The following is a 21,013-nucleotide window of genomic DNA, read 5'->3' as shown; positions in this document are numbered from 1 at the left end:
AGTGGCGTTCGTGAAGTCGTCGAATGGCACACCCCGTCTTCGACACCGTCGGTCAGGAGTTCTGCTCCGCGCGTCGGGTGAGCAGCTCGCGCTCGCGGCCGTTGCCAGTGAGGGCCGCGGCCTCGGTGAAGGCGGCGGCCGCCTCGGCCCGGCGCCCGGCACGCTCGAGCAGGTCGCCCCGGACGCTCGGGAGCAGGTGCGAGCCGGCCAGCACCGTGGACCCGCCACTGACCGTGAGCGCGTCCAGCACCGCCAGTCCGGCGTCAGGTCCGAAGGCGCGACCGTGCGCGACCGCCCGGTTGACCTCGACCACGGGCCCCGGCGCCGCGGCCGCCAGGGCGTCGTACCAGCCCGCGATCTGCCGCCAGTCGGTCTCGGCCGGCGAGGCTGCGCGGGCGTGGCACGCGGCGATGTGGGCCTGCACAGTGAGGACGCCGATCGGCCGGCCGGTGCGCTGGCTCAGCGCCATCGAGCGGTCGAGCGCGGCCAGGCCGCGCCGGATGAGCAGGTGGTCCCAGCGGGCGCGGTCCTGGTCCTCCAGGAGCACCGGCGTGCCGTCGCCGGTGGTGCGGGCGTGAGTGCGTGAGCCCTGGAGCTCGAGCAGGGCCTGCAACCCGTGGGTGTCGGGGCTCGCGGGCTCGAGCGCCGCGAGCATCCGGGCGAGCCGGATGCCTTCGTGACACAGGTCGGGCCGGATCCAGTCGTCGCCGGAGGTGGCGGTGTAGCCCTCGTTGAAGATCAGGTAGATCACCGACATCACGTCGTCGAGGCGCTGGGTGCGCTCCTCGCCGGTCGGGAGGTCGAAGGAGGCGCCCGAGGTGGCCAGCGTTCTCTTCGCGCGCGAGATCCGCTGGCCCACGGCGCTCTCCTGGGCCAGGAAGGCCCGCGCGATCTCGGCGGTGCTGAGCCCACCGACGAGCCGCAGGGTCAGGGCGGCCCGGCTGTCGGGGGAGAGCACGGGATGGCAGGTCAGGAAGATCAGCCGCAGGACGTCGTCCTCGATGTGGTCGACCTCCGCCTCGAAGTCGGGCATCGTCGCCTCCTCGAGCTCGTGCCCCAGCTGGGCGGTCTTGTCACGCAGGTTCGCGTTGCGGCGGAACTGGTCGATCGCGCGCCGCTTGGCGACCGACATCAGCCAGCCACCGGGGTTGGCAGGGACGCCCTCGGCCGGCCACTGCTCGAGCGCTGCCACCAAGGCGTCCTGGGCGAGGTCCTCGGCCAGCGAGACGTCACGGGTCATCCGCACCAACGCCGCGACCAGTCGGGTCGACTCGCGCCGCCACACGGCGGTGACGGCACGGGTCGCCCGATCCGGGGCGGAGTCGGGAGCGGCGTCAGGCATCAGTCACGCGGCGGGGGTCCCTCGTCGGGGCCGGCGATCCGGCGGACCTGGATCGCGCCCTCCCAGCCCGGCCAGTGGTCCAGGTGGAGCGCCGCCATCCGGCGGCCCAGCTCGCCGGCCTCGTCGTCGTCGCGCACCTCCACCACGGCGTAGCCGCCGACGACCTCCTTGGCCTCGGCGAAGGGACCGTCGGTCGTGGTCACCTGGCCGCCGCGCACGACGTACTCGATGCTGTCGGCGGTGGCGTAGAGCCCGCCGGTGTCGACGAGCACGCCGCTGGCGAACCCCTCGTGCATCCACTCGCTCATCGCCGCGACCAGTGGTTGCGGCGGCCCTCCGACGTCCTCACGCATGTTGACGAAGACCATGTAGCGCATCGCGGCTACCTCCCTGTGTGGTGGCTGTTGTCGCGAGTACGTCGAACGGCGACGGGCGGCTTCGACATCGACCGGCGACTCAGCTGGCCCTCTTGGCGGGCGTCTTCTTGACCGCCTTCTTCGCCGGTGCCTTCTTGGCCTTCTTGGCGGCCGTCTTCTGGGCGTCCTTCTTGGGCGTTGCCTTCTTGGCCGCCGCCTTCTTCGCAGGCTTCTCGTCGTCGCCCTCGTCGCCCGTGTCGGCGCCGTCACTCTCGCCACGCGCGGTCTTGGCCGCGGCCACGGACTTCTGCAGCGCCGCGAGGAGGTCGACGACCTCGCCCGAGGTCTTGGTCGACGTCGCCGTCTTCTTGACCTCGCCGCCCTTGATCTTGGCGCTGACGAGCGCCTCGACGGCGCCGGCGTAGTCGTCCTCGAACTCGGACGGCTCGAAGTCCCCGGCGAGCGTCTCGACGAGCATGTGGGCCATCTTGACCTCGGTGTCCTTGACGTCGCCGGCCTCGACGTTGAAGTCGGGCTCGCGCACCTCGTCGGGCCACATCATCGTCTGCAGGACGATGACGTCGTCGCGCACGCGCAGCACCGCGATCGACGTGCGCTGGCGGAGGGCGACGGTCACCACGGCCATCCGGTCGGCGTCCTTGAGCGCCTGGCGCAGCAGGGCGTAGGCCTTGGCGCCGGTCTTCTCGGGCTCGAGGTAGTAGCTCTTCTCGAAGAGCATCGCGTCGATCTGGTCGGTGGGCACGAACTTCTCCACCGCGATCTCGCGGGAGGACGCCGACGGCAGCTCGGCCAGGTCGTCGTCGCTGAGGATGACCATCTCGCCGTCCTCGGTCTCGTAGCCCTTGGCGATGTCGGCGTACGCGATCTCCTCGCCGTCGATCGAGCAGACGCGCTGGTACTTGATGCGGCCTCCGTCCTTGGCGTGGACCTGCCGGAACGAGACGTCGTGGGACTCCGTGGCGGCGTACAGCTTGACCGGCACCGAGACCAGGCCGAAGGACACGCTGCCCTTCCAGATCGCGCGCATGCTCATACCTCCAGTCGATCGTGTCGGGCCAGTATCGCCGGACAACGGTCGCCACCGCATCTGCCAGGCTGCCGGTTCGCCTGAACGGGGTATGCGCTGGCGTCCCGGACAGCGGGGCCTGCGCCGTCAGTAGCGCTCGACCATGTCGGACCGCGCTGGCGGATCGTAGGGCTCGGGCCAGAAGTCGTCGATGGCTGCGACCAGGCCGTCGTCGTCGAAGGCGAAGAACGAGATGCCGGTCATCGTCTCGGTGCCGACGGTGAAGTCGAGCCAGCTGGCCCCGCCCCGCTCGTCGGCCACCACCCGGCGCACCGCCAGGTGCCAGTCGCCGGGGTACTCCACGTTGAAACGCACGTAGTTGTCGCGCCCGATCACGCGCTCGCGGGTCTGGGACATGTCGTAGACGACGTCGGGGGAGAGGACGGCCGCGAAGCCCTCCCAGTCACGCTCCTCGGCGCACTGCCAGTAGCGCCGGATGGTCTGCTCGTGGTCACTCATCGCGCGAGCCTCGCAGACGCCGCCGACACTCGCGCCGTACCCGGCATGATGAGGCCATGGCCGTCACCTCATCCTCCGGGCTGCGCCCGATGCTCGCCACCAAGGGCGACCACGTGCCCGCCGGTGACGCGTGGCTGCACGAGGTCAAGTGGGACGGCGTGCGCATCCTGCTCGACGCCGCCGCGGCCGGCTCGCGGATGTTCAGTCGCAACGGCAACGTCGTGACCGCGGCCTGGCCCGAGCTCAGCAGCTCACCGCTCGGCGAGCGCGACCTCCTCCTCGACGGCGAGGTCATCGCGCTCAACGACCGAGGCCTGCCCGACTTCCGCGTGCTCCAGCACCGCATGCACCTGCGCAACGCCACCGAGGCCGGCCGGCTCGCCACGACCATCCCGGCCACCTTCATGGTCTTCGACCTGCTGCGGCTCGACGGCCGCGACCTGACCCGCGAGCCGCTCGAGCGGCGCCGTGAGCAGCTCGCCGGTCTCGACCTCGCCGAGACCACCTGGCAGGTGCCCGCGGCGTACGACGACGGCGCGATGCTGTTCGACGCGACCCGCCAGCAGGGACTCGAGGGCGTGGTCAGCAAGCGTCGCGACTCGCGCTACGAGCTCGGCGCCCGTACCCCGCACTGGCGCAAGCTGGCGCACCGCCACCGCGGGTCCTTCGTCGTCGGCGGCTGGCGCCCGCAGGTCGGCACCTCCGACCGGCTGGCCGCGCTGCTGGTGGGGGAGCCCACCGCTGCGGGGCTGGCCTACCGGGGCCGGGTCGGCAGCGGGATCGCCGGTGCGACGGCGCGGGTGCTCACCGAGCTGCTCGCCCCGTTGACGCGGGCCCGGAGCCCGTTCGCCGACGAGGTGCCGCGCGTCGACGCGCTCGGCACGACCTGGGTCGACCCGGTGGTCGTGGTCGACATCGACACGCACGGGCTGGGCTACGACCGGCTGCGCCAGCCGTCGTACCAAGGGGTGCGCCACGACCTGAGCCCCGACGACCTGGCTCCCGACGATGGAGGCACCTCATGAACGACGTCCACGTCGAGGTGGAGGGCCGGACCCTCAAGATCAGCAACCTCCAGAAGGTGCTCTACCCCCGCACCGGCACGACCAAGGGCGAGGTGCTCAACTACTACGCGCAGGTCTCCGGGGTGCTGCTTCCCCACGTCCGGGACCGCTGCGTCACCCGGATCCGCTGGCCGCACGGCGTGGCCGACAAGAGCTTCTTCGAGAAGAACATCCCCGCCGGCACGCCCGGCTGGGTGCGCACGGCAGAGGTCCCGACGACCGGCTCCCGAGCCGGCACGAACACGTCCGACACGCTCGTCTTCCCGATCGTCGACGACCTGGCCACCTTGACGTGGCTGGTCAACCTGGCGGCGCTCGAGCTGCACGTGCACCAGTGGACCGTCACCAGGGCAGGCAAGGTCCGCAAGCCCAACCGGCTGGTCGTCGACCTCGACCCCGGCGAGCCCGCGGGCTTGCACGAGTGCTGCCAGGTGGCGCTGATGGTGCGCGAGAAGCTCGACGAGCGCGGCCTCGAGGTGCGACCGGTGACCAGCGGCAGCAAGGGCCTTCACCTGTACGCCACGATGCCCGGCAAGCTCGACAGCGACGGCACGACGGCGCTGGCCAAGGAGGTGGCCGAGGAGCTCCAGGGCGAGCACGCGCAGCTCGTGACCGCCACCATGACGAAGGCCCGCCGGGGCGGGAAGGTGTTCCTCGACTGGTCCCAGAACGCCGGCAGCAAGACCACCGTGTCGCCGTACTCGCTGCGGGGGCGCGAGACGCCCACCGTGGCGACGCCACTCACCTGGTCGGAGGTCGAGGCGGGCGCTGAGGACCCGTTGGCACTGGAGCAGTTCCGCTTCGAGGAGGTCCTGGAGCGGGTCGCGGATCTGGGCGACCTCTTCTCCTGAGCGCCCACCCGCGCGGACGACCCGACCGAGTGGGCCAAGACCCGCGTGTGACGATACGTTCCCGCCTATGCTGCATGTCATGGGCCATCAGGTGGTCCTCGTCGAGGACGAGGAAGACATCGCCTTCCCCCTCGTTCGCACCCTTCAACGCGAAGGTCATGTCGTAACCTGGCTCGACTCGGGTGCCCGGGTGCTCGAGCACGTCGCCCAGCACGAGGTCGATCTCGTCATCCTCGACCTCGGCCTCCCCGACATGGACGGCCTCGACGTCTGCCGCGCGCTGCGCGACCAGGGCTTCTCGGGCGGCATCATGATCGTCACCGCGCGGGCCGGCGAGCTCGACCGTGTCGTCGGGCTCGACTACGGCGCGGACGACTACCTCTCGAAGCCGTTCGGGCTCGCGGAGCTCCAGGCGCGCGTGCGGGCACTGCTGCGGCGCAGCTTGCCCAGCCGGGCGGCGCTCACCGCCCACTCGACCCTCCAGGCCGCGGGTCTCCGGATCGACGAGGGCGCCCGCCGGGTCCGTCTCGACGACGACGAGATCGCGCTCACCACCAAGGAGTTCGACGTGCTGGCCCTCCTCGCCAGCCACCGGGACCAGGTGGTCTCGCGCGAGCACCTGATGACCGAGGTGTGGGACCAGAATTGGTTCGGCTCTACCAAGACGCTCGACGTGACCATCGGTCGACTGAGGCAGAAGCTCGAGGATGCCGGCGCGACCGATCGCGTCGTAGCGGTCAGGGGCGTGGGGTTCCGCCTGGAGAGCAGCACCGACGATGCGTGAGCGGCTGACCGTCGCCTTCGTGCTCCTCGTCGTCGTCGTGCTCCTCGTCGCAGGCGTCGTGCGTGCCTTCACGCTCCGTGACCTGGTCGAGGAGCGCGAGGCCGCGACCCTCGACCGGACGGCCCAGCTGGTGGCCGTGATGGTCGGCAACGCCGAGCGCGCCGGGGACCCGGTGACCACGACGATCCTCCAGCCGTTGGCCGTCGATCGCACGGCCATCACCGTCGACCGGGAGGGCCTCCCGCGGGTCCTGGTCACAGGCGCGGGCTACGAGACGGCCGACAGGGCCAGCGACACGGTCGGGCGCGAGACGGTCGGCCAGACGATGGTGACGGTCCGCCAGTCGAGCACGGTCATCGACGACATCTTCGGGCGCAACGTCGGCGCCCTCGCCGCGCTGCTGCTCATGCTGCTGCTCTTCGCGGGAGCGGTCGGCTTCCTGCTCGCGGGCTATCTGTCCCGTCCCTTCGTGGCCCTGGCCGAGAGTGCCACGGCTCTCGGACGAGGGCGCTTCGACCTCGAGCTGCCGAAGTCGTCGATCCCCGAGGCGGCGACGATCGCCGCCTCCCTGCGGGCCAGCTCGGTGCGGCTCGAGGACTCCATCAAGCGCGACAGGGCTTTCTTCCACCACGCCTCCCACGTGCTGCGCACGCCGCTGACGGGCATCCGGCTCGAGCTGGAGGAGCTGTCGCTGCGCCCGGATCTCGCCGACGACGTACGGCGTACGGCCACCCGCTGCGTCGGCGAGGTGCAGCGCCTCGACGCCGTGGTCGACGACCTGCTCGACTTCACCCGCGGCCGGAGCCTCGTGGCCGGGGCCGAGATCACTCTGGCGGCGCTCGGCTCGCGCATCGCCCAGCACTGGCGCGACGAGCTGCCCGAGACCGTCGAGGTGCGTGCCTACGTCGACGGGGGCGGTGACGCGCGGCTGACCCCGGGCCCGGTCGAGCAGGTGCTCGACCACGTGCTGGCCGACGTCGCCTCGACCGCGGCCGGCCCGGTGAGCCTGCGTTTCGCCGGCCAGGCCCAGCACGTCAGGATCCGGATCGAGGGGGGCCTTCCCCGCAACGGCACGAAGCCCGGGGATCCGTCCGAGATCGACCCTGCCCAGGCGATGGTCGAGGCGCTGGGCGGTCGGCTCTCGGGCGACGTGCTCAGTGAGTCCGGGGTGGAGATCCTGCTGCCCCGCCGCTGACATCTGTTACCCAACGGTGGACGAGTCGTGGTTCGCGTGTGGACCGTCGCCGCCTAGGTTTGCAGTGTCAGCAAGCAGCATGAGCAACAACGCCCCGGAGCACGCCTGTGAGCACCGAGATCAGCCTCAACCGGCGGCGCCGCGTCAGTCGCACGCGGCGCATCGCCGTCAACGCGCTGTGCCTCGTCGTGATGCTCGTGGCGCTCGGCTTCATCCTGCCTGCTGCCTTCGGCTTCTCCCGCTACGTCATCACGGGCAGCTCCATGGCGGGCGCCTACGACCGCGGTTCGGTGGTCTTCGAGCAGACCGTCCCGGTGTCCGAGCTCGAGGTGGGCGACACGATCACCTATCAGCCGCCTGCCGAGTCCGGCGTCACGAGCCTCGTGACCCACCGCATCGTGAGCATCGACGGCGACGAGTTCCGCACCAAGGGCGACGCCAACGCGAAGGTCGACCCGTGGACCTTCAAGCTCACCGGCTCGACCCAGCCGCGGGTCGTCGCCTCCGTGCCGTACGCCGGCTACGCCTTCATCGCCCTGACCGACCGGGCCACCCGGATCGTCGCCATCGGCGTCCCCGCCGCCATCATCGCCCTGCTGAGCATCAGCGAGCTGTACGGCGCCGACCGGCGCCGCAGCCGCCGCCTGCCCGGCACGTCCCCGACCGTCGGTGCGCCCCCGGCCGACGGCCCGGAGGTTCCGGCCACGCGCACGGCCGCGGCCGACAAGCCGTCCTCCGTGCGTCACTGACCGCCACGGTCGAGGCCCGGGCGGCTTCACGATCAAGCGCCTGGGGCCGGAGCGCCGCGTCCGTGAAGTCGGTGATCGCAGTAGCTCCTGGCTCGGGTGAAATGCCGGCGCAGGCGGGGAGCCTCTCGCGACACGGTCCGGGCCGGCACACCGAGCGCGGGTCCGGTCCAGTCGTGGCCGCGGCGCTCTGCCCGGCGGAAGAGCACCTGTCGGGTCGGGCAGGGTGGCTTCATGATCCGTGTCTGGCGCCGAGCGCCGCGTCCGTGAAGTCGGTGGATCGTCAGTAGAGAAGCGGTTGTCGGTGATCAACCGTTCGATCAACCCGATGCGGTGCTTGTCGAAGTAGCTCCTGGCCCGGGTGAAATGCCGGCGCAGGCGGGGAGCCTCTCGCGACACGGTCCGGGCCGGCACACCGAGCGCGGGTCCGGTCCAGTCCTGGCCGCGGTGCTCTGCCCGGCGGAGCACGGCGATCGTTCTAGCTCAACAGCCCGCCCGGAGTGTCACCGACCTCGTGGCCGAGCACACTCAGGAGCTCTGCGGCGCGTTCCAGCCCGCGTGGTGGGCGAGCCCGACCGCGGCCAGCTGCGAGGTCACCTCGAGCTTGGAGAGGATCGACTTCACCTGGGTCCGCACGGTCGCCTCGGAGACCGTGCTGCGGGTGGCGATGTCGCGTACCTGCTGCCCCTCCATGAGCATGCCGAGCACGGCCGACTCCCGCGGGGTCAGACGGGCCAGGCGCTCCTGGAGCTCCTGCACCTCGCGCCGCTCGTCCTGCCAGAAGCGCACCAGCTCGTCGCGCTCCTCCGCCGTGGTGACGGTGCGGCCCTCGGAGATGCGGCGGATGGTGGCCAGGATGTCGTTGAGGGGTCCGGTCTTCGGCAGCACCTTGCGGGCGCCGTACCTCATGCAGAGGCCCCAGCGCGCACGGTCGGTGCTGCCGGTCACGACGACGACAGCGGTGCCCGCGCGGGTGGTCGGCTCGATCAGCGCGGCGCCGTCGGCGTTCCCCAGGTCCAGGTCGAGCAGCATGATGTCGGGCTTGTAGCGCAGCACCGTCGGCAGCAGCGTCGCGGCCGCGTGCAGGGCCTTGGGCAGTGGGATGCGGCGTACCTCGTGTCCCTCGAGCTCGAGGGCGATCTGCAACGACTCCGCGAAGAGGGCGTGGTCGTCCACGATGCAGATGCGTGCTCCTTGAGTGCGCATGCCTGACCCTCTCCGGACGTGAAGACCGTCTCCCACGTGCAGCGAATGCTACGGGTCGCCCGCCTAGATCGCGGCCGAACGCTCCAGTCCGGACGCGTCGGTCCTGCGACGCGGTGAGCGACGTGCCCGAGGGTCAGCTCAACTGCGGGTGAGGGCCGCTGCCGCCGCTAGGCGACTTTCCTCTTCCGGGGCCTCATCCTCTCGGACCGCTCTGCCCGAGAAGGCGTCGCATCAGGCGGGGCTCGCCGGGCCATGCCGCGAGCAGCACGTCACGCGGGACCTGCCGCCCGGCGTACCGCAGCGCCAGGACGACCACCACGACGTCGTCGAGGGGGCCGATGACGCGGATGAACTCGGGGATCAGGTCGATCGGGCTGGCCACCCAGATCCCCGCGATGACGATCGCGATCTTCGCGCGGCGCGGTACCCGCGGGTCCCTGCGGAGCCGGCGTACCGTCGTGACGCAGTCGGGTATGAACGCGGCGAGCTCCCTCAGGATGCCCGGAGGCAGGCGGCGGGCGAGAACCAGGAGCGCCGCCCAGCTCACCAGGGCGCATCCGGCGGCGACACCTGCGCCGATCAGCCAGTTGTGCAGCACTGGAGGCGTCCCTTCTGAGTCGAGCCCGGCAGTCAGTATCCACCGGCCTCGACCCTGCCGAGGGGGCTGTTCACCGTAGGGAGCTGCCCCCGGCGGGACAGCGTGGCGGCGAACGGTCGAGGCTGTGGGCTCGTGAGGAAGGGTGCGTCCGCACACGCCCACGTAGCGAGGTCTGGTGTTCGGTATTCCTGACCAGGCCCTTGCCACGGGCTGAGGCGCCGGGTCAACTGCGAGATAGGCGCCAGGTCAGCCGGGCGTGCACGCCGTGCTCGGGCGGTGGGGCATCGTCCGGCGAGCGACTGGTCCGCGCGGCCTCGTGCCGAGTCGGCGGCAACATATGGACGAATCGGACATATGTGTGGTTATATGTACGAGTCGTCCATATAACTTCATCCCTCAGCCAAGGAGTCACCATGACCAACACCACCACCTCTGACCGCCGCGTCGCCCTTATCACCGGAGGGTCCGGCGGCATCGGCAGCGCCGTCGTCGAGCACCTGGCCCAGGACGGCTTCGCGGTCGCTATCCACTACGCCGGCAACTCCGCCAACGCCGAGAAGCTGGCCGCGACCGTCCGCGAGGCGGGCGGCGACGCCATCACGGTCGGCGGCGACGTCGCCGACGAGAGCGCGATGGCCGCGGCCTTCGACGCGACCGAGGCCGCCTTCGGCGGAGTCGACGTCGTCGTCAACACCGCCGGGATCATGATCCTCAAGCCGATCGCCAGCTTCGACCTCGCGGATCTCGACCGGATGCACCGCACCAACATCCGCGGCACCTTCGTGGTCTCGCAGCTGGCCGCGAACAGGCTGCGCAGCGGCGGCGCCATCATCAACGTCTCGAGCAGCCAGACCCGCCTGCAGCACCCGACCTACGGGGGCTACGTCGCCAGCAAGGCCGCCGTCGAGGGCATGACCCTGATCCTGGCCCGCGAGCTGCGCGGTCGCGACATCACCGTCAACGCGGTCGCCCCCGGCCCGACCGGCACGCCGCTCTTCCTCGAAGGCAAGGACCAGCAGACCATCGACATGCTCACGAAGCTCTCGCCGCTCGAGCGCCTGGGCACCCCGGCCGATGTGGCCGAGACGGTCGCCTTCCTCGCCGGGCCCGCACGCTGGATCAACGGTCAGGTCGTCTACAGCAACGGCGGAATCGCCTGAGCCGCCGCACCGACCTCCACCACGTCCTCTTCACCCCACGAAGGCGAGACCCGTCATGTCCACGAACATCATCCTCATCACCGGCGCCTCCAGCGGGTTCGGCGCCCTGACCGCGCGCGCCCTGGCGCGCGGTGGCAGCACCGTCTATGCCGGGATGCGGCACACCACCGACCGCAACGCCCCCCAGGTCGAGGCCGCCCAGGCCTACGCCGCCGAGCACGGCGTCGACCTGCGCGCCATCGAGCTCGACGTCAACTTCCAGGAGTCCGTCGACGCCGCAGCGCAACAGGTCCTTGCCGAGCACGGCCGGATCGACGTACTCATCCACAACGCCGGGCACATGGTGGTCGGCCCCACCGAGGCGTTCACGCCCGAGCAGCTCGCCGAGCTGTACGACATCAACGTGCTCTCCACCCAGCGCGTCAACCGGGCGGTCCTGCCCAGCATGCGTGAACGCGGCGCCGGACTGGTCCTCTGGGTGTCCAGCTCCAGCGTCAAGGGCGGCACCCCGCCCTACCTCGCCCCCTACTTCGCCGCCAAGGCCGGCATGGACTCCCTGGCGGTCAGCTACGCCGGCGAGCTGGCACGTTGGGGCGTGGAGACCTCCATCGTCGTCCCCGGGTCCTTCACCAGCGGCACGAACCACTTCGCTCACTCCGGTCGCCCCGACGACAAGGAGGTGGAAGCCGCCTACGAGACGAAGTACGCCGGTCTCATGGACCAGGTCGCCACCAAGCTGGCCGCGCTGGCCCCGCCCGACGCCGACGCCTCGATGGTGTCGGAGGAGATCGCCCGGATCGTCGCTCTCCCGGCTGGGCAGCGGCCCTTCCGGGTGCACATCGACCCCGCGAACGACGGCTCGGAGGAGGTCTCCGACGTCGCCGACCGGATCCGTCGCGAGTTCCTGACCCGAGTCGACCTGGGCGACCTGTTGCAGGTGTCCGGGGCATGACGAACCCTCCAGGAACCTCGAAAGGAAGCCCCATGTCCGACACTCCCGCCGCCATCCGCGAGTTCATCGACGCCACCAACGCCGGTGACTCCGACGCCTTCGTCGCTGCCTTCACCGACGACGCGTACCTCAATGACTGGGGACGCGAGTTCCGCGGACACGACGGTGTCCGGGCGTGGGACTCCACCGACAACATCGGCGTGCAGGCTCACTTCGACCTGCTGGGTGTCGAGGAGGTCGCTGCAGGTGACACCTACGTGGCGCAGGTCCGGGTGAGCGGAAACGGCTACAACGGCACGTCCCCGCTGACCTTCCGGTTGCGGGAGGGACGGATCGCGAGCTTGGAGATCAGCGGATGAGCGGAGGCCCGACTCGTTCCGCGAGAACCGAACCGGCCAACCGCCACCAAGAGGGGTCCTCTGTGTCGACCGAGGGGGTGAGCGTGCCCGAGCGACGGGGTCGCGGACGGCGTCCGGCCGAGACGGTCCGAGCCGACGTGCTGCGAGCGGTCGGTGACCTGCTGCTCGACGAGGGAATGGCGGGCCTGACCATCGAGCGCGTGGCGAGGCTGTCGGGCGTCAGCAAGACCACGCTGCACAAGTGGTGGCCCTCCCGAGGTGCGCTCGCCCTGGACGGGTACTTCCATGCGGTCGAGGACAGCCTGGCCTTCCCCGACACCGGGGATATCCGCACCGATCTGCTCACCCAGCTGCGGGCCTTCGCCCGGGTGATGACCCGGACCGCCGGCGGCAGGCTCCTCACCCAGCTGATCGGGGAGGCTCAGACCGATGCCGATCTCGCGTCGTCGTACCGGGCGCTCTACTCCTCGGAGCGACGGCGCATCGCGGGCGAGCGGCTGTCGCGCGCGCAGGAGCTGGGGCAGATCCGGGCCGGGGTCGACGTGCAGGTGCTCGTCGACCAGCTGTGGGGGGCGGTCTACCACCGGCTCCTGATCCCCGACGAGCCGGTGAACCAGGAGTTCCTGGAGGCGCTGGTCGACAACCTGTTCCGGGGGATCGCCGACGGATCCTGACATGATCGAGGCCCGCCCGGACCGTGCAGCAGGCCATCTGGGCGACCTCGAGTTCATGTGAGCGGACATGCCTGACTTCGTCGCACCCCAGTTGAAGGCCCCGCGACTCGCGGACATCCTCGGACGCAGCGTCCCCAACCTGTCGTTGCACCAGCTGCGCCGCCGTACCCCCGAAGCCCCACCGGTCGGCGACCCTGCCGAGCGGGCCTACGCCGCTCTGCGACCCCATGTGGGCGTCGTACGCCCCGGCGACAGCGTGGCGATCGGGGTCGGCAGCCGCGGCATCAACCACATCGGCGAGGTCGTGGCCGGCATCGTCCGCACAGTGCGGGAACAGGGCGGGGAGCCGTTCATCGTCCCCGCGATGGGCTCGCACGGTGGTGCCGACGCGGACGGTCAACGCCAGACGCTCGCCTGGCTCGGGGTCACCGAGGAGGCCGTCGGTGCCCCGGTCCGCGCCACGATGGACACGGTCCCGCTCGGACTCGCCGACGACGTGGAGGTCGCCCTCGACGCGTACGCCGCGCAGGCCGACCACATCGTGCTGACCAACCGGTTGAAGAGCCACACGTCCTTCAGCGGTCAGCTCGAGTCGGGCCTGGCGAAGATGCTCGCGATCGGATTCGGCAAGCAGCACGGCGCCGAGGAGCTCCACCGGATCGGCCCTACCCAGATCGAGCGCCGCATCCGGGCGGCGGCCCGGCACATCTGCGCGACCAAGCCGGTCCTCGGTGGGATCGCATTGGTCGAGAGTGAGACCAAGGAGTTGGCCGTGGTCGAGTTCGTCGCGCCCGACGGCATCGGCGGCGACCGTGAAGCCGAACTGCTCGTCCAGGCCAAGCGGTACGAACCCAGACTGCCCTTCGACCAGCTGGACGTGCTGATCGTGGACGCGATGGGCAAGAACTTCTCCGGAACCGGCATGGACACCAACGTGATCGGTCGCCGGATGGTCAGGGGCATGCCCGAGATCCCGACTCCGCGCATCACCAACATCGTCTGCCTCGAGGTCACGCCCCAGTCGCACGGGAACGCGATCGGTCTGGGTCTGGCCGACTTCATCCCCGAACGCGCTCTGGCCGGGGTCGACCTGGCCGCGACGTACGCCAACACCCTCACCGCCGGGTCGCAGGGAGTGCAGCGCGCCCAGATCCCGATCACGCTCGCCGACGACGCCGATGCAGTGGCTGCCGCCGTACTCACCTGCGACGTCTCCGACCCGAGCCGGCTGCGCATCGCTCGGATCCGGGACACCCTGCATCTGGACGATCTGATGGTGACCGAGTCGCTGCTCGCCGAAGCACACAGCTACGACGACCTGGGTGAGCAGGCGACGCTCTTCGGCTCAGGCGGACAGCTGGGCGGGTGGGCCTAGCTCAGGCAGAGGTCAGTGTGGGCGGCGATCGTCTCCGGGCCCGCCAGCCAGCTCGTCGGTGGCCGGCCCGCCGGCCAACACATCCTTGCCCGAGCCGCCGCCGAGCCGGTCCTGGCCGTGGTTGCCGGTCAACCGGTCGGCGCCGCGGCCGCCGGTGAGGGAGTCGTCGCCCTTGCGGCCCACGAGTCGGTCGTCGTCGCTGCCACCCCTGAGCTCATCGGCGCCGGCGCCGCCGATGACCAGATCGGCTCCGCGCCCTCCCTGGAGGCGGTCGTCGCCGGTGCCGCCGCAGATCAGGTCGTCCCCGTCGAGGCTCACGACGCGGTCGTCGCCGCCGAGCCCGGCGATGACGTCGCGCCCCGGGGTCCCGCGAAGGACGTCGGCACCGAGGGTGCCCACGATGGTGGCGTCCTCGCCATGGCAGCGGGCTGCCGGAGCGGGGTCCGCTGCTGGGGTCTGGCAGGCGTCGCCCACGCCGTCATGGTCGGTGTCGGCCCGGCCCGGGTTTGCGGCCGCGGGGCAGTTGTCGCGGGAGTCGGGGACGCCGTCGCCGTCGCCGTCGGGTGAAGGAGCATCAGGCAGCGGGGCGTCGGGCACGTCGGCGGCGCTGCCGGTGCCGGTCAGCGGCACGTTCGACACTCGCCCGGGGGCGTCGTGACGGAACCGGAGGTCGGCGCTCTTGGCTCCTGCCGAAGTGGGCGTGAAGGTCACTATGACGCTGCACGTCGCGGCCAGGACAAGAGTCTGTGCGGTGCAGGTGTCGGTGCCGATGGCGAACTGGTCAGGGTCCTGGCCCGCGATCGAGGCGGTCCCCAGCGACATCGGCTCCTCGCCGGTGTTGGTGACCGTGAACGTCTGGGCCGGGGAGGTGCTTCCTACGAGATAGGCGCCGAATCCCTTGCTGCTGGGGTCCGCGGCGAAGGCGGGATTGGTCCGCAGGAGGACCGAGACGGTGTCGGCGAGGTTGTTGCTCACGGCGAGGTCGAGGTCGCCGTCGTCGTCGAGGTCGCCGGTGGCGAGCCCTCGCGCGCCGTCGCCGCTGGCGAACGTCACCGAAGAGTCGAAGGTGCCGTCGCCGTTGCCGACCAGGACCGAGACGGTGTCGCTGCCTGGATCGGTGACGGCGAGGTCGAGGATGTCGTCGCCGTCGAGCTCGGCGGCGACCACCTCCTGCGGTGCGGTGCCGGCGGCGTAGGGCACGGCCGGGTCCAGGGTGCCGTCGCCGTTGCCGAGCAGCACGTCGATCCCGGTGCCGGCAGCGACCATCACATCGAGAAGAGCATCGCCGTTGACGTCGCCGATCGCCGCAGATCGCGGAAGGCCGCTGGTGGCGAAGGTCGCGGGCGCCGCGAACGTGCCGTCCCCGTTGCCGAGCAGCACCCGGCCCGTGGATCCACCGGTGGGTCCGGCGCTGAGGACCACGTCGGCATCGCCGTCGCCGTCCAGGTCCCCGGCCGCCAGATCGCTCGACCGGGTGCCGGCGTCGGTGGGCGTCCCGCCGGCGAACGTGCCGTCGCCGTGGCCGAGCAGGATCGTGACAGTGAGCCTGAGGCTGCTGCTGCTCCCGACGGCCATATCGAGGACCGCGTCGCCGTTGAGGTCCCGCACCACCAGCCCGGCGGGGTTGGCGGGCATCATGACCGGGACGGGTGGCCCGAAGGTCCCGTCTCCGGCGTTGAGCCTCACCGCCGCGCCGGCGAGGATGCTCATGTAGACCAGGTCGAGATCGCCGTCGTCGTCGAGGTCCGCCAGCTCCAACCAGCCCGGGATGGCCGTTGCGGAATAGGTCACCTGAGGGGCGAACCCGCCGTCGCCGGTGCCGATCAGGATGCTGATCGTTCCCGTGCCGGCGGTGCGGTTCACCACCGCCAGGTCGAGGACTCCGTCACCGTCCAGGTCCCCGGTGGCGACGGCGCCCGGTTGATCACCCACCGGGTAGACCGCCGGGGCCTGGAACGTCACCGGCGCCGCCTGTGCGGCCGTCGTCATCGCCGGGACCATGGCGAACGCCAGGCCAAGCATCAGCGCGCAGCGCGCGGGTCGGCGGAGCGACTTTGCTGAACGTGCAAACACGATTACTCCTAGCGGAAGGGCGCGCCGATTCCCCTCCCCGAGCATCGGTCTGACGCAGTCAGTAGACCACCGGCCGATCCTTGCTTTCAGCCATTCGGCGAAAAAGATCCGGGGCCTCGCCCGAGGGCTCGACAGCGCCCGTTGCCGTCAGCGAGACGGCGCCCGCTGCAGGACGCGGCCGATGCTGTGGGCGCCGACCTGCAGCGCCGTCAACAGCCGGGTCAGCTCGCCCTCGAGGGACGGGACCACGATGCCGAGAGCGGCCACGACGTCTCCGTCCTCCTCGTCGTCGGCGGGCTGCACCCTGATCGGCACCGCGATCGAGCACGCACCGAGGCTCATCTCCTCGACCGTGGTGGCATAGCCGTCCCGAAGCACGCGCTCCAGCTGCTGACGGAGCCGGCCCGGCTGGATGATCGTGTACGGCGTCAGCCGCCGCAGATCGGCGAGCACCGCCTCCTGGACGTCCGTGGGCCCATGGGCCAGGAGCACCTTGCCGACCCCCGTCGCGTGCAGGGGCAGCCGCGACCCGACCCGGCTCACGATGGGCACGGACGCTCGGCCTGAGAGACGGTCGACGTACAGCACCTGCATGCCGTCGCGGATCGCGAGATGGACTGTCGCGCGCGTCGCGGCATGGATGTCGTTCAGGAACGGGGAGGCCACCTGCTGGAGGCCGTACTGGACCGGCGCGAGGAGGCCGACATCCCACAGGCGTCGACCCACGCTGAACCGCCCGTCCTTCCCGCGCTCGAGCGCACCCCCGGCGACCAGCCCGCCCACGAGGCGGTGCGCGGTCGCCACCGGCAGGTCGGCCCGGCGAGCGAGCTCCGACAGCGTCAGGTGGCGATGCCGTTCGTCGAACGCGTAGAGCAGGGCCAAGGTGCGAGAGACCACCGTCGCGCCGGGCTGGGAGGTGTTGCCGGCCATCGCTCAAGCCTTTCCACTGAGTGGAAAGCGACCCTACTCCTGCCGCCTCCGAGCCACGCAGAATGGCGGCGTGACGACACAGGAACTGACGCTCGACTCCCAGGCTCTGGTGAGCGAGGAGATCCAACGGATCCAGACCGAGACGGCGGCGACCACCGGGCCCCGGCTGGACTTCCGGCCCTACCGAAGCTCGCAGCTGCGACACCCCACCAAGGCGCGGCGCAGCGTGGACCCCGAGGACGTGGAGCTGCTCGCTCCCGTGTTCGGGCACTCCGACATCGACCCCACGGAGGCCGATCTGACCCTGCACCCGCAGGGGGAGCCGATCGGGGAGCGCCTGGTGATCACCGGCCGGGTGCTGGACGGCGACGGCCGACCGGTGCGCAACCAGCTGGTCGAGATCTGGCAGGCCAACGCGGCGGGGCGCTACGTGCACAAGCGGGACCAGCATCCCGCGCCCCTGGACCCGCACTTCGTGGGCGCCGGCCGTTGCCTCACCGACGACGACGGCACGTACACGTTCACCACGATCAAGCCGGGACCGTACCCCTGGCGCAACCATCACAACGCCTGGCGGCCCGCGCACATCCACTTCTCGCTGTTCGGCCGGGAGTTCACCCAGCGACTGGTCACCCAGGTGTACTTCCCGGGCGATCCGCTGCTCGCCCTCGATCCGATCTACCAGTCGATCCCTGACCAGGCGGCCCGCGACCGGCTCGTCGCGACGTACGACCACGACAAGACGGTGCACGAGTGGTCCACGGGGTATCGGTGGGACGTCGTCCTGACCGGCTCGCACATGACGCCGCTCGAGCGGGAGGCCGACCATGGGTGAGCTGAGCCCCACTCCCGGCCAGACCGTCGGCCCGTTCTTCCACTACGCGCTGCCCTTCCAGGGTGGAGCCTCCCTGGTGCCCCCGGGTTCGACGGGCGCGATCCAGCTCCACGGCACGGTGTACGACGGAGCGGGCGACCCGGTGTCGGACGCGCTGCTGGAGCTGCGCCAGGCCGACGCCTTCGGGCGCATCTCCTCGGTGGAGGGGTCCATCGGCGGCCGCACCGCGTTCACCGGCTGGGGGAGGGCTGCCACGGACGCAGGGGGTCGCTACTCGTTCACCACCGTCGAGCCCGGCCCCACCCGGCCGGGCGCCGTACCGTTCTTCGCCCTCACGGTGTTCGCCCGAGGGCTGCTCGATCGGCTCTTCACCCGCATCTATCTCCCCGGGCCGGACCTCGACCAGGACCCGTTCCTCGCAGCGCTGCCCGAGGAGCGGCGCGCCACCCTCGTCGCCACGCGTGAGCCGGGGGACGAGGGATCGCCGCACGGTGGCCACCTGCGGTTCGACGTGCATCTGCAGGGTGATCTCGAGACCACGTTCCTCACCTTCCCCCGGCACGGCGAGCTGTGAGCGAAGACCTCGGGCTTCTCGTGCCCGGCTCGCACCGGGCTGCCGGACTGGCCGACGACCACGCCCTGGTCGGCGCGATGCTGGAGGTGGAGCGCGCCTGGGTGAGCGCGCTCGCGACCACGCAGGCGGTCTCCTCGCAGGATCTCGCCGACGTCACCAGCGTGATCGCCGGCTTCCGCCCGGACCTCGCAGCGCTGGCGGCCGAGACGGAGGCAGCCGGGAACCCCGTGGTCCCGCTGGTCGGGGCGCTGCGTGTCGCCTGCGACGACGAGCGCCTGGCACGCGTCGTGCACCGGGGCCTCACCAGCCAGGACGTCCTCGACACGGCGCTGATGCTCATCGCGCGGGGCGCCCTCGACAGGGTCGGCTCGGCCCTCGCGCTGGTCGCGGAGTCCTTGGCGGCGCTGGCCGACGAGCACCGAGGTGCGGTGATGGCCGGCCGGACCCTGACGCAGTACGCCGTCCCCGTGACGTTCGGGCTCAAGGCCGCGCAGTGGCTGGCGGGCGTGCTGGATGCCGCGCACGACCTGAGCGTGGTCCGGGCGGGCCTGCCGGTGCAGTGCGGTGGTGCCGCCGGGACGCTCGCGCTCGCGGGGGAGATCACCGAGCATCCGGTGGCCGCGGCGGAGGCCTTCGCCGCCGAGCTCGGGCTGCGCTGGCCCGGCCTGCCGTGGCACACCCGTCGCGGCCCGGTCACCCGCCTCGGGGATGCCCTGGTCACGGTCAGCGACGCGCTCGGCGTGATCGCCACCGACGTCGCGCTCCTGGCTCGTCCGGAGTTCGGAGAGGTCCGCGAGCGCCCGGTGCCGGGGCGAGGTGGGTCCTCGACGATGCCCCACAAGCAGAACCCCGTGCTGAGCGTGCTGGTCCGCAGCGCTGCGCTCCAGGCCCCGATGCTCGGTGCCCAGCTCCACCTCGCGTCCGCCCAAGCCGTCGACGAGCGGCCCGACGGCGCCTGGCACAGCGAGTGGCCGGCGCTGCGGCGCCTGATCCAGCTCACCGTGACGGCCACCTCCCAGAGCGCCGAGCTCGTCGCTGGGTTGGAGGTCGACACCGAGGTCATGAGGCAGCGCGCGGATCGCGCCGCCGCCGACCTCCTCGCCGAGCGCGGCACGCCGGGCGACCCGGCGGCGTACCTCGGCTCGAGCATGGCCTTCGTGGATGTCGTACTGGCACGCATGCCTTCGGAGGGCGGCCGGCATGGCTGACCTCGACCTCACGTTCAGCCATCTCGCCGGCACCGTCGGGCAGGGCCCGCTGCTCGTTCTCGGCCCCTCACTCGGGACCTCGGTCGGCGCGCTCTGGGCGCAGGCCGCCAGCCACCTGGGCGACCGGTTCGAGGTGGTCGGATGGGATCTCCCCGGCCACGGGCGAAGCAAGGCCGCCACCGAGCCGTTCGCCGTGTCAGACCTGGCCGGGGCGGTCCGGAAGACGACCGGGCAGCTCGCCGGCGCCGAGGGGCGCCGGGTTGCCTACGCGGGCGTCTCCATGGGCGGCGCGGTCGCGCTGCAGCTCGCCCTCGAGCCAGGCCCGTTCTCCCAGGTCGCCTGCATCGCCGGCGCCGCGAAGATCGGTGAGTCGGCGATGTGGCGCGAGCGGGGCCGGCTCGTCCGCACGGCCGGGACGCCGATCATGGTCGCCGGGTCGGCCGAGCGATGGTTCGCCCCCGGCTACATCGAGCGCAACCCCGAGACCGCCAACCAGCTGCTGCTCTCGCTCATGGACGCCGACCGGGACTCCTACGCACTCGCCTGTGACGCCCTCGCCGAGTTCGACGTCCGCGACCGGCTGGGGGAGGCGCGCGTCCCGGTCCTGGCGATGGCCGGGGAGCTCGATGTCGTCGTGCCCACCTCGTCGGTCCGGGAGGTGGCCGACGCCGTCCCAGACGGCGAGTTCTCGGTGGCCACCGGATGCGGACACCTGCCCGCGGCGGAGGATCCCGCGGGGACAGCCGCCGCCCTGCTCTCACACCTCAGGAGTGCCCATGACCACTGACCCGTACGCCGACGGCATGCGCGTGCGCCGCGAGGTGCTCGGCGACACCCACGTCGATCGCGCCGAGGCCAGGAAGACCGCCTTCACCGAGGAGTTCCAGGCGCTGATCACCCGGTATGCCTGGGGCTCGGTGTGGACCCGTCCCGGCCTGGACCGGCGGACCCGGAGCGTCGCCACGCTGACTGCCCTGCTCGCGCTGCACAACTGGGAGGAGTTCGCGTTGCACGTGCGCGCCGCACGCCGCAACGGACTCACCGAGGGCGAGATCGGGGAGGTGATCCTGCAGAGCGCCGTCTACTGCGGCGTGCCGATCGCGAACCACGGTTTCGCCGTGGCGCAGAAGGTCCTCGACGAGATGCAGGGCGAGGAGTGAGCCGCCCAGGCCTCCGAGGACGGGA

Annotated in this window: 23 protein-coding genes; 15 read left to right on the top strand and 8 right to left on the bottom strand. The window is 71.3% G+C overall.

Annotated features, from left to right (window positions below):
• Window positions 1-52 precede the first annotated feature (52 nt).
• The 4 genes from ACP7BP_RS00575 to ACP7BP_RS00560 all read right to left on the bottom strand — a co-directional run bounded on the left by ACP7BP_RS00575 (window position 53) and on the right by ACP7BP_RS00560 (window position 3,244).
• Window positions 53-1,342 carry an RNA polymerase sigma factor gene (locus ACP7BP_RS00575; protein ID WP_426241487.1) on the bottom strand — a complete coding sequence of 430 codons (1,290 nt, stop codon included), beginning with the start codon at window positions 1,340-1,342 and terminating at the stop codon, window positions 53-55.
• On the bottom strand, window positions 1,342-1,719 hold the full coding sequence (locus ACP7BP_RS00570) for a YciI family protein (protein WP_426241486.1): 378 nt from the start codon (window positions 1,717-1,719) through the stop codon (window positions 1,342-1,344). The genes ACP7BP_RS00575 and ACP7BP_RS00570 overlap by 1 nt, the downstream gene beginning before the upstream one ends.
• A gap of 79 nt (window positions 1,720-1,798) precedes the next feature.
• Window positions 1,799-2,752, bottom strand: coding sequence for a Ku protein (locus ACP7BP_RS00565; protein WP_426241485.1), 954 nt, complete (start codon window positions 2,750-2,752; stop codon window positions 1,799-1,801).
• A 120-nt stretch (window positions 2,753-2,872) separates the two neighbouring features.
• Window positions 2,873-3,244, bottom strand: a complete 372-nt coding sequence (locus ACP7BP_RS00560) for a nuclear transport factor 2 family protein (protein WP_426241483.1) — start codon at window positions 3,242-3,244, stop codon at window positions 2,873-2,875.
• 56 nt (window positions 3,245-3,300) lie between these two features.
• Here ACP7BP_RS00560 and ligD (ACP7BP_RS00555) point away from each other — a divergent pair, with 56 nt between their 5' ends.
• From ligD (ACP7BP_RS00555) to ACP7BP_RS00535, 5 genes are all read left to right on the top strand, one after another.
• Window positions 3,301-4,269, top strand: coding sequence for a non-homologous end-joining DNA ligase (gene ligD / locus ACP7BP_RS00555; protein ID WP_426241481.1), 969 nt, complete (start codon window positions 3,301-3,303; stop codon window positions 4,267-4,269).
• On the top strand, window positions 4,266-5,159 hold the full coding sequence (gene ligD, locus ACP7BP_RS00550; protein WP_426241480.1) for a non-homologous end-joining DNA ligase: 894 nt from the start codon (window positions 4,266-4,268) through the stop codon (window positions 5,157-5,159). Before ligD (ACP7BP_RS00555) ends, ligD (ACP7BP_RS00550) begins: the two co-directional genes overlap by 4 nt.
• 79 nt (window positions 5,160-5,238) lie before the next feature.
• Window positions 5,239-5,943 (top strand): response regulator transcription factor, encoded by a 705-nt coding sequence (locus ACP7BP_RS00545; RefSeq protein WP_426241478.1) that lies wholly within the window; start codon window positions 5,239-5,241, stop codon window positions 5,941-5,943.
• The gene (locus ACP7BP_RS00540; RefSeq protein WP_426241476.1) at window positions 5,936-7,138 is read left to right on the top strand and encodes a histidine kinase dimerization/phospho-acceptor domain-containing protein; all 1,203 of its coding nucleotides are present in this window, start codon (window positions 5,936-5,938) and stop codon (window positions 7,136-7,138) included. Before ACP7BP_RS00545 ends, ACP7BP_RS00540 begins: the two co-directional genes overlap by 8 nt.
• Before the next feature lie 107 nt (window positions 7,139-7,245).
• On the top strand, window positions 7,246-7,887 hold the full coding sequence (locus ACP7BP_RS00535; RefSeq protein WP_426241474.1) for a signal peptidase I: 642 nt from the start codon (window positions 7,246-7,248) through the stop codon (window positions 7,885-7,887).
• A 525-nt stretch (window positions 7,888-8,412) separates the two neighbouring features.
• Here ACP7BP_RS00535 and ACP7BP_RS00530 read toward each other — a convergent pair.
• Together ACP7BP_RS00530 and ACP7BP_RS00525 are read right to left on the bottom strand one after the other, a co-directional pair.
• Window positions 8,413-9,090: a LuxR C-terminal-related transcriptional regulator gene (locus tag ACP7BP_RS00530; RefSeq protein ID WP_426241473.1), complete on the bottom strand. Its 678-nt coding sequence runs from the start codon at window positions 9,088-9,090 to the stop codon at window positions 8,413-8,415.
• A gap of 193 nt (window positions 9,091-9,283) precedes the next feature.
• Window positions 9,284-9,688, bottom strand: coding sequence for a YkvA family protein (locus ACP7BP_RS00525; protein WP_426241471.1), 405 nt, complete (start codon window positions 9,686-9,688; stop codon window positions 9,284-9,286).
• A gap of 413 nt (window positions 9,689-10,101) precedes the next feature.
• Between ACP7BP_RS00525 and ACP7BP_RS00520 the strand changes: the two genes are divergently transcribed.
• From ACP7BP_RS00520 to ACP7BP_RS00500, 5 genes are all read left to right on the top strand, one after another.
• On the top strand, window positions 10,102-10,848 hold the full coding sequence (locus ACP7BP_RS00520; protein ID WP_426241469.1) for an SDR family oxidoreductase: 747 nt from the start codon (window positions 10,102-10,104) through the stop codon (window positions 10,846-10,848).
• A gap of 55 nt (window positions 10,849-10,903) precedes the next feature.
• Window positions 10,904-11,800, top strand: coding sequence for an SDR family oxidoreductase (locus ACP7BP_RS00515; RefSeq protein ID WP_426241468.1), 897 nt, complete (start codon window positions 10,904-10,906; stop codon window positions 11,798-11,800).
• Window positions 11,801-11,832: 32 nt separating this feature from the next.
• Complete coding sequence (locus ACP7BP_RS00510; protein WP_426241466.1) at window positions 11,833-12,159, top strand: nuclear transport factor 2 family protein; 327 nt, start codon at window positions 11,833-11,835, stop codon at window positions 12,157-12,159.
• An 83-nt stretch (window positions 12,160-12,242) separates the two neighbouring features.
• Entirely contained in the window at window positions 12,243-12,833 is a 591-nt protein-coding gene (locus ACP7BP_RS00505; RefSeq protein ID WP_426241464.1) for a TetR/AcrR family transcriptional regulator C-terminal ligand-binding domain-containing protein, read from the top strand.
• Between the two features lie 67 nt (window positions 12,834-12,900).
• Window positions 12,901-14,208, top strand: a complete 1,308-nt coding sequence (locus tag ACP7BP_RS00500) for a DUF2088 domain-containing protein (RefSeq protein ID WP_426241462.1) — start codon at window positions 12,901-12,903, stop codon at window positions 14,206-14,208.
• A 12-nt stretch (window positions 14,209-14,220) separates the two neighbouring features.
• Here ACP7BP_RS00500 and ACP7BP_RS00495 read toward each other — a convergent pair whose 3' ends face one another.
• Both ACP7BP_RS00495 and ACP7BP_RS00490 read right to left on the bottom strand, forming a co-directional pair.
• Window positions 14,221-16,281 (bottom strand): FG-GAP-like repeat-containing protein, encoded by a 2,061-nt coding sequence (locus ACP7BP_RS00495; protein ID WP_426241460.1) that lies wholly within the window; start codon window positions 16,279-16,281, stop codon window positions 14,221-14,223.
• Window positions 16,282-16,428: 147 nt separating this feature from the next.
• The gene (locus ACP7BP_RS00490) at window positions 16,429-17,211 is read right to left on the bottom strand and encodes an IclR family transcriptional regulator (protein ID WP_426241458.1); all 783 of its coding nucleotides are present in this window, start codon (window positions 17,209-17,211) and stop codon (window positions 16,429-16,431) included.
• 70 nt (window positions 17,212-17,281) lie between these two features.
• On the opposite strand from ACP7BP_RS00490, the gene pcaH reads away from it, so the two are divergent.
• From pcaH to pcaC, 5 genes are read left to right on the top strand one after another with little or no spacing between them, the layout of a single operon-like run.
• Complete coding sequence (pcaH, locus tag ACP7BP_RS00485) at window positions 17,282-18,046, top strand: protocatechuate 3,4-dioxygenase subunit beta (RefSeq protein ID WP_426241456.1); 765 nt, start codon at window positions 17,282-17,284, stop codon at window positions 18,044-18,046.
• Window positions 18,039-18,620, top strand: coding sequence for a protocatechuate 3,4-dioxygenase subunit alpha (gene pcaG, locus ACP7BP_RS00480; protein ID WP_426241454.1), 582 nt, complete (start codon window positions 18,039-18,041; stop codon window positions 18,618-18,620). Before pcaH ends, pcaG begins: the two co-directional genes overlap by 8 nt.
• Window positions 18,617-19,828 (top strand): lyase family protein, encoded by a 1,212-nt coding sequence (locus ACP7BP_RS00475; protein WP_426241452.1) that lies wholly within the window; start codon window positions 18,617-18,619, stop codon window positions 19,826-19,828. The genes pcaG and ACP7BP_RS00475 overlap by 4 nt, the downstream gene beginning before the upstream one ends.
• Entirely contained in the window at window positions 19,821-20,615 is a 795-nt protein-coding gene (locus tag ACP7BP_RS00470; protein WP_426241450.1) for an alpha/beta fold hydrolase, read from the top strand. The genes ACP7BP_RS00475 and ACP7BP_RS00470 overlap by 8 nt, the downstream gene beginning before the upstream one ends.
• Window positions 20,605-20,988, top strand: coding sequence for a 4-carboxymuconolactone decarboxylase (gene pcaC, locus ACP7BP_RS00465; RefSeq protein WP_426241449.1), 384 nt, complete (start codon window positions 20,605-20,607; stop codon window positions 20,986-20,988). The genes ACP7BP_RS00470 and pcaC overlap by 11 nt, the downstream gene beginning before the upstream one ends.
• The last annotated feature ends 25 nt before the right edge of the window (window positions 20,989-21,013 follow it).

The sequence above is a fragment of the Nocardioides sp. LHG3406-4 genome (assembly GCF_049897745.1).
Classification (GTDB): Bacteria; Actinomycetota; Actinomycetes; order Propionibacteriales; family Nocardioidaceae; genus Nocardioides.
This window is presented reverse-complemented; position numbering and strand designations above follow the sequence as displayed.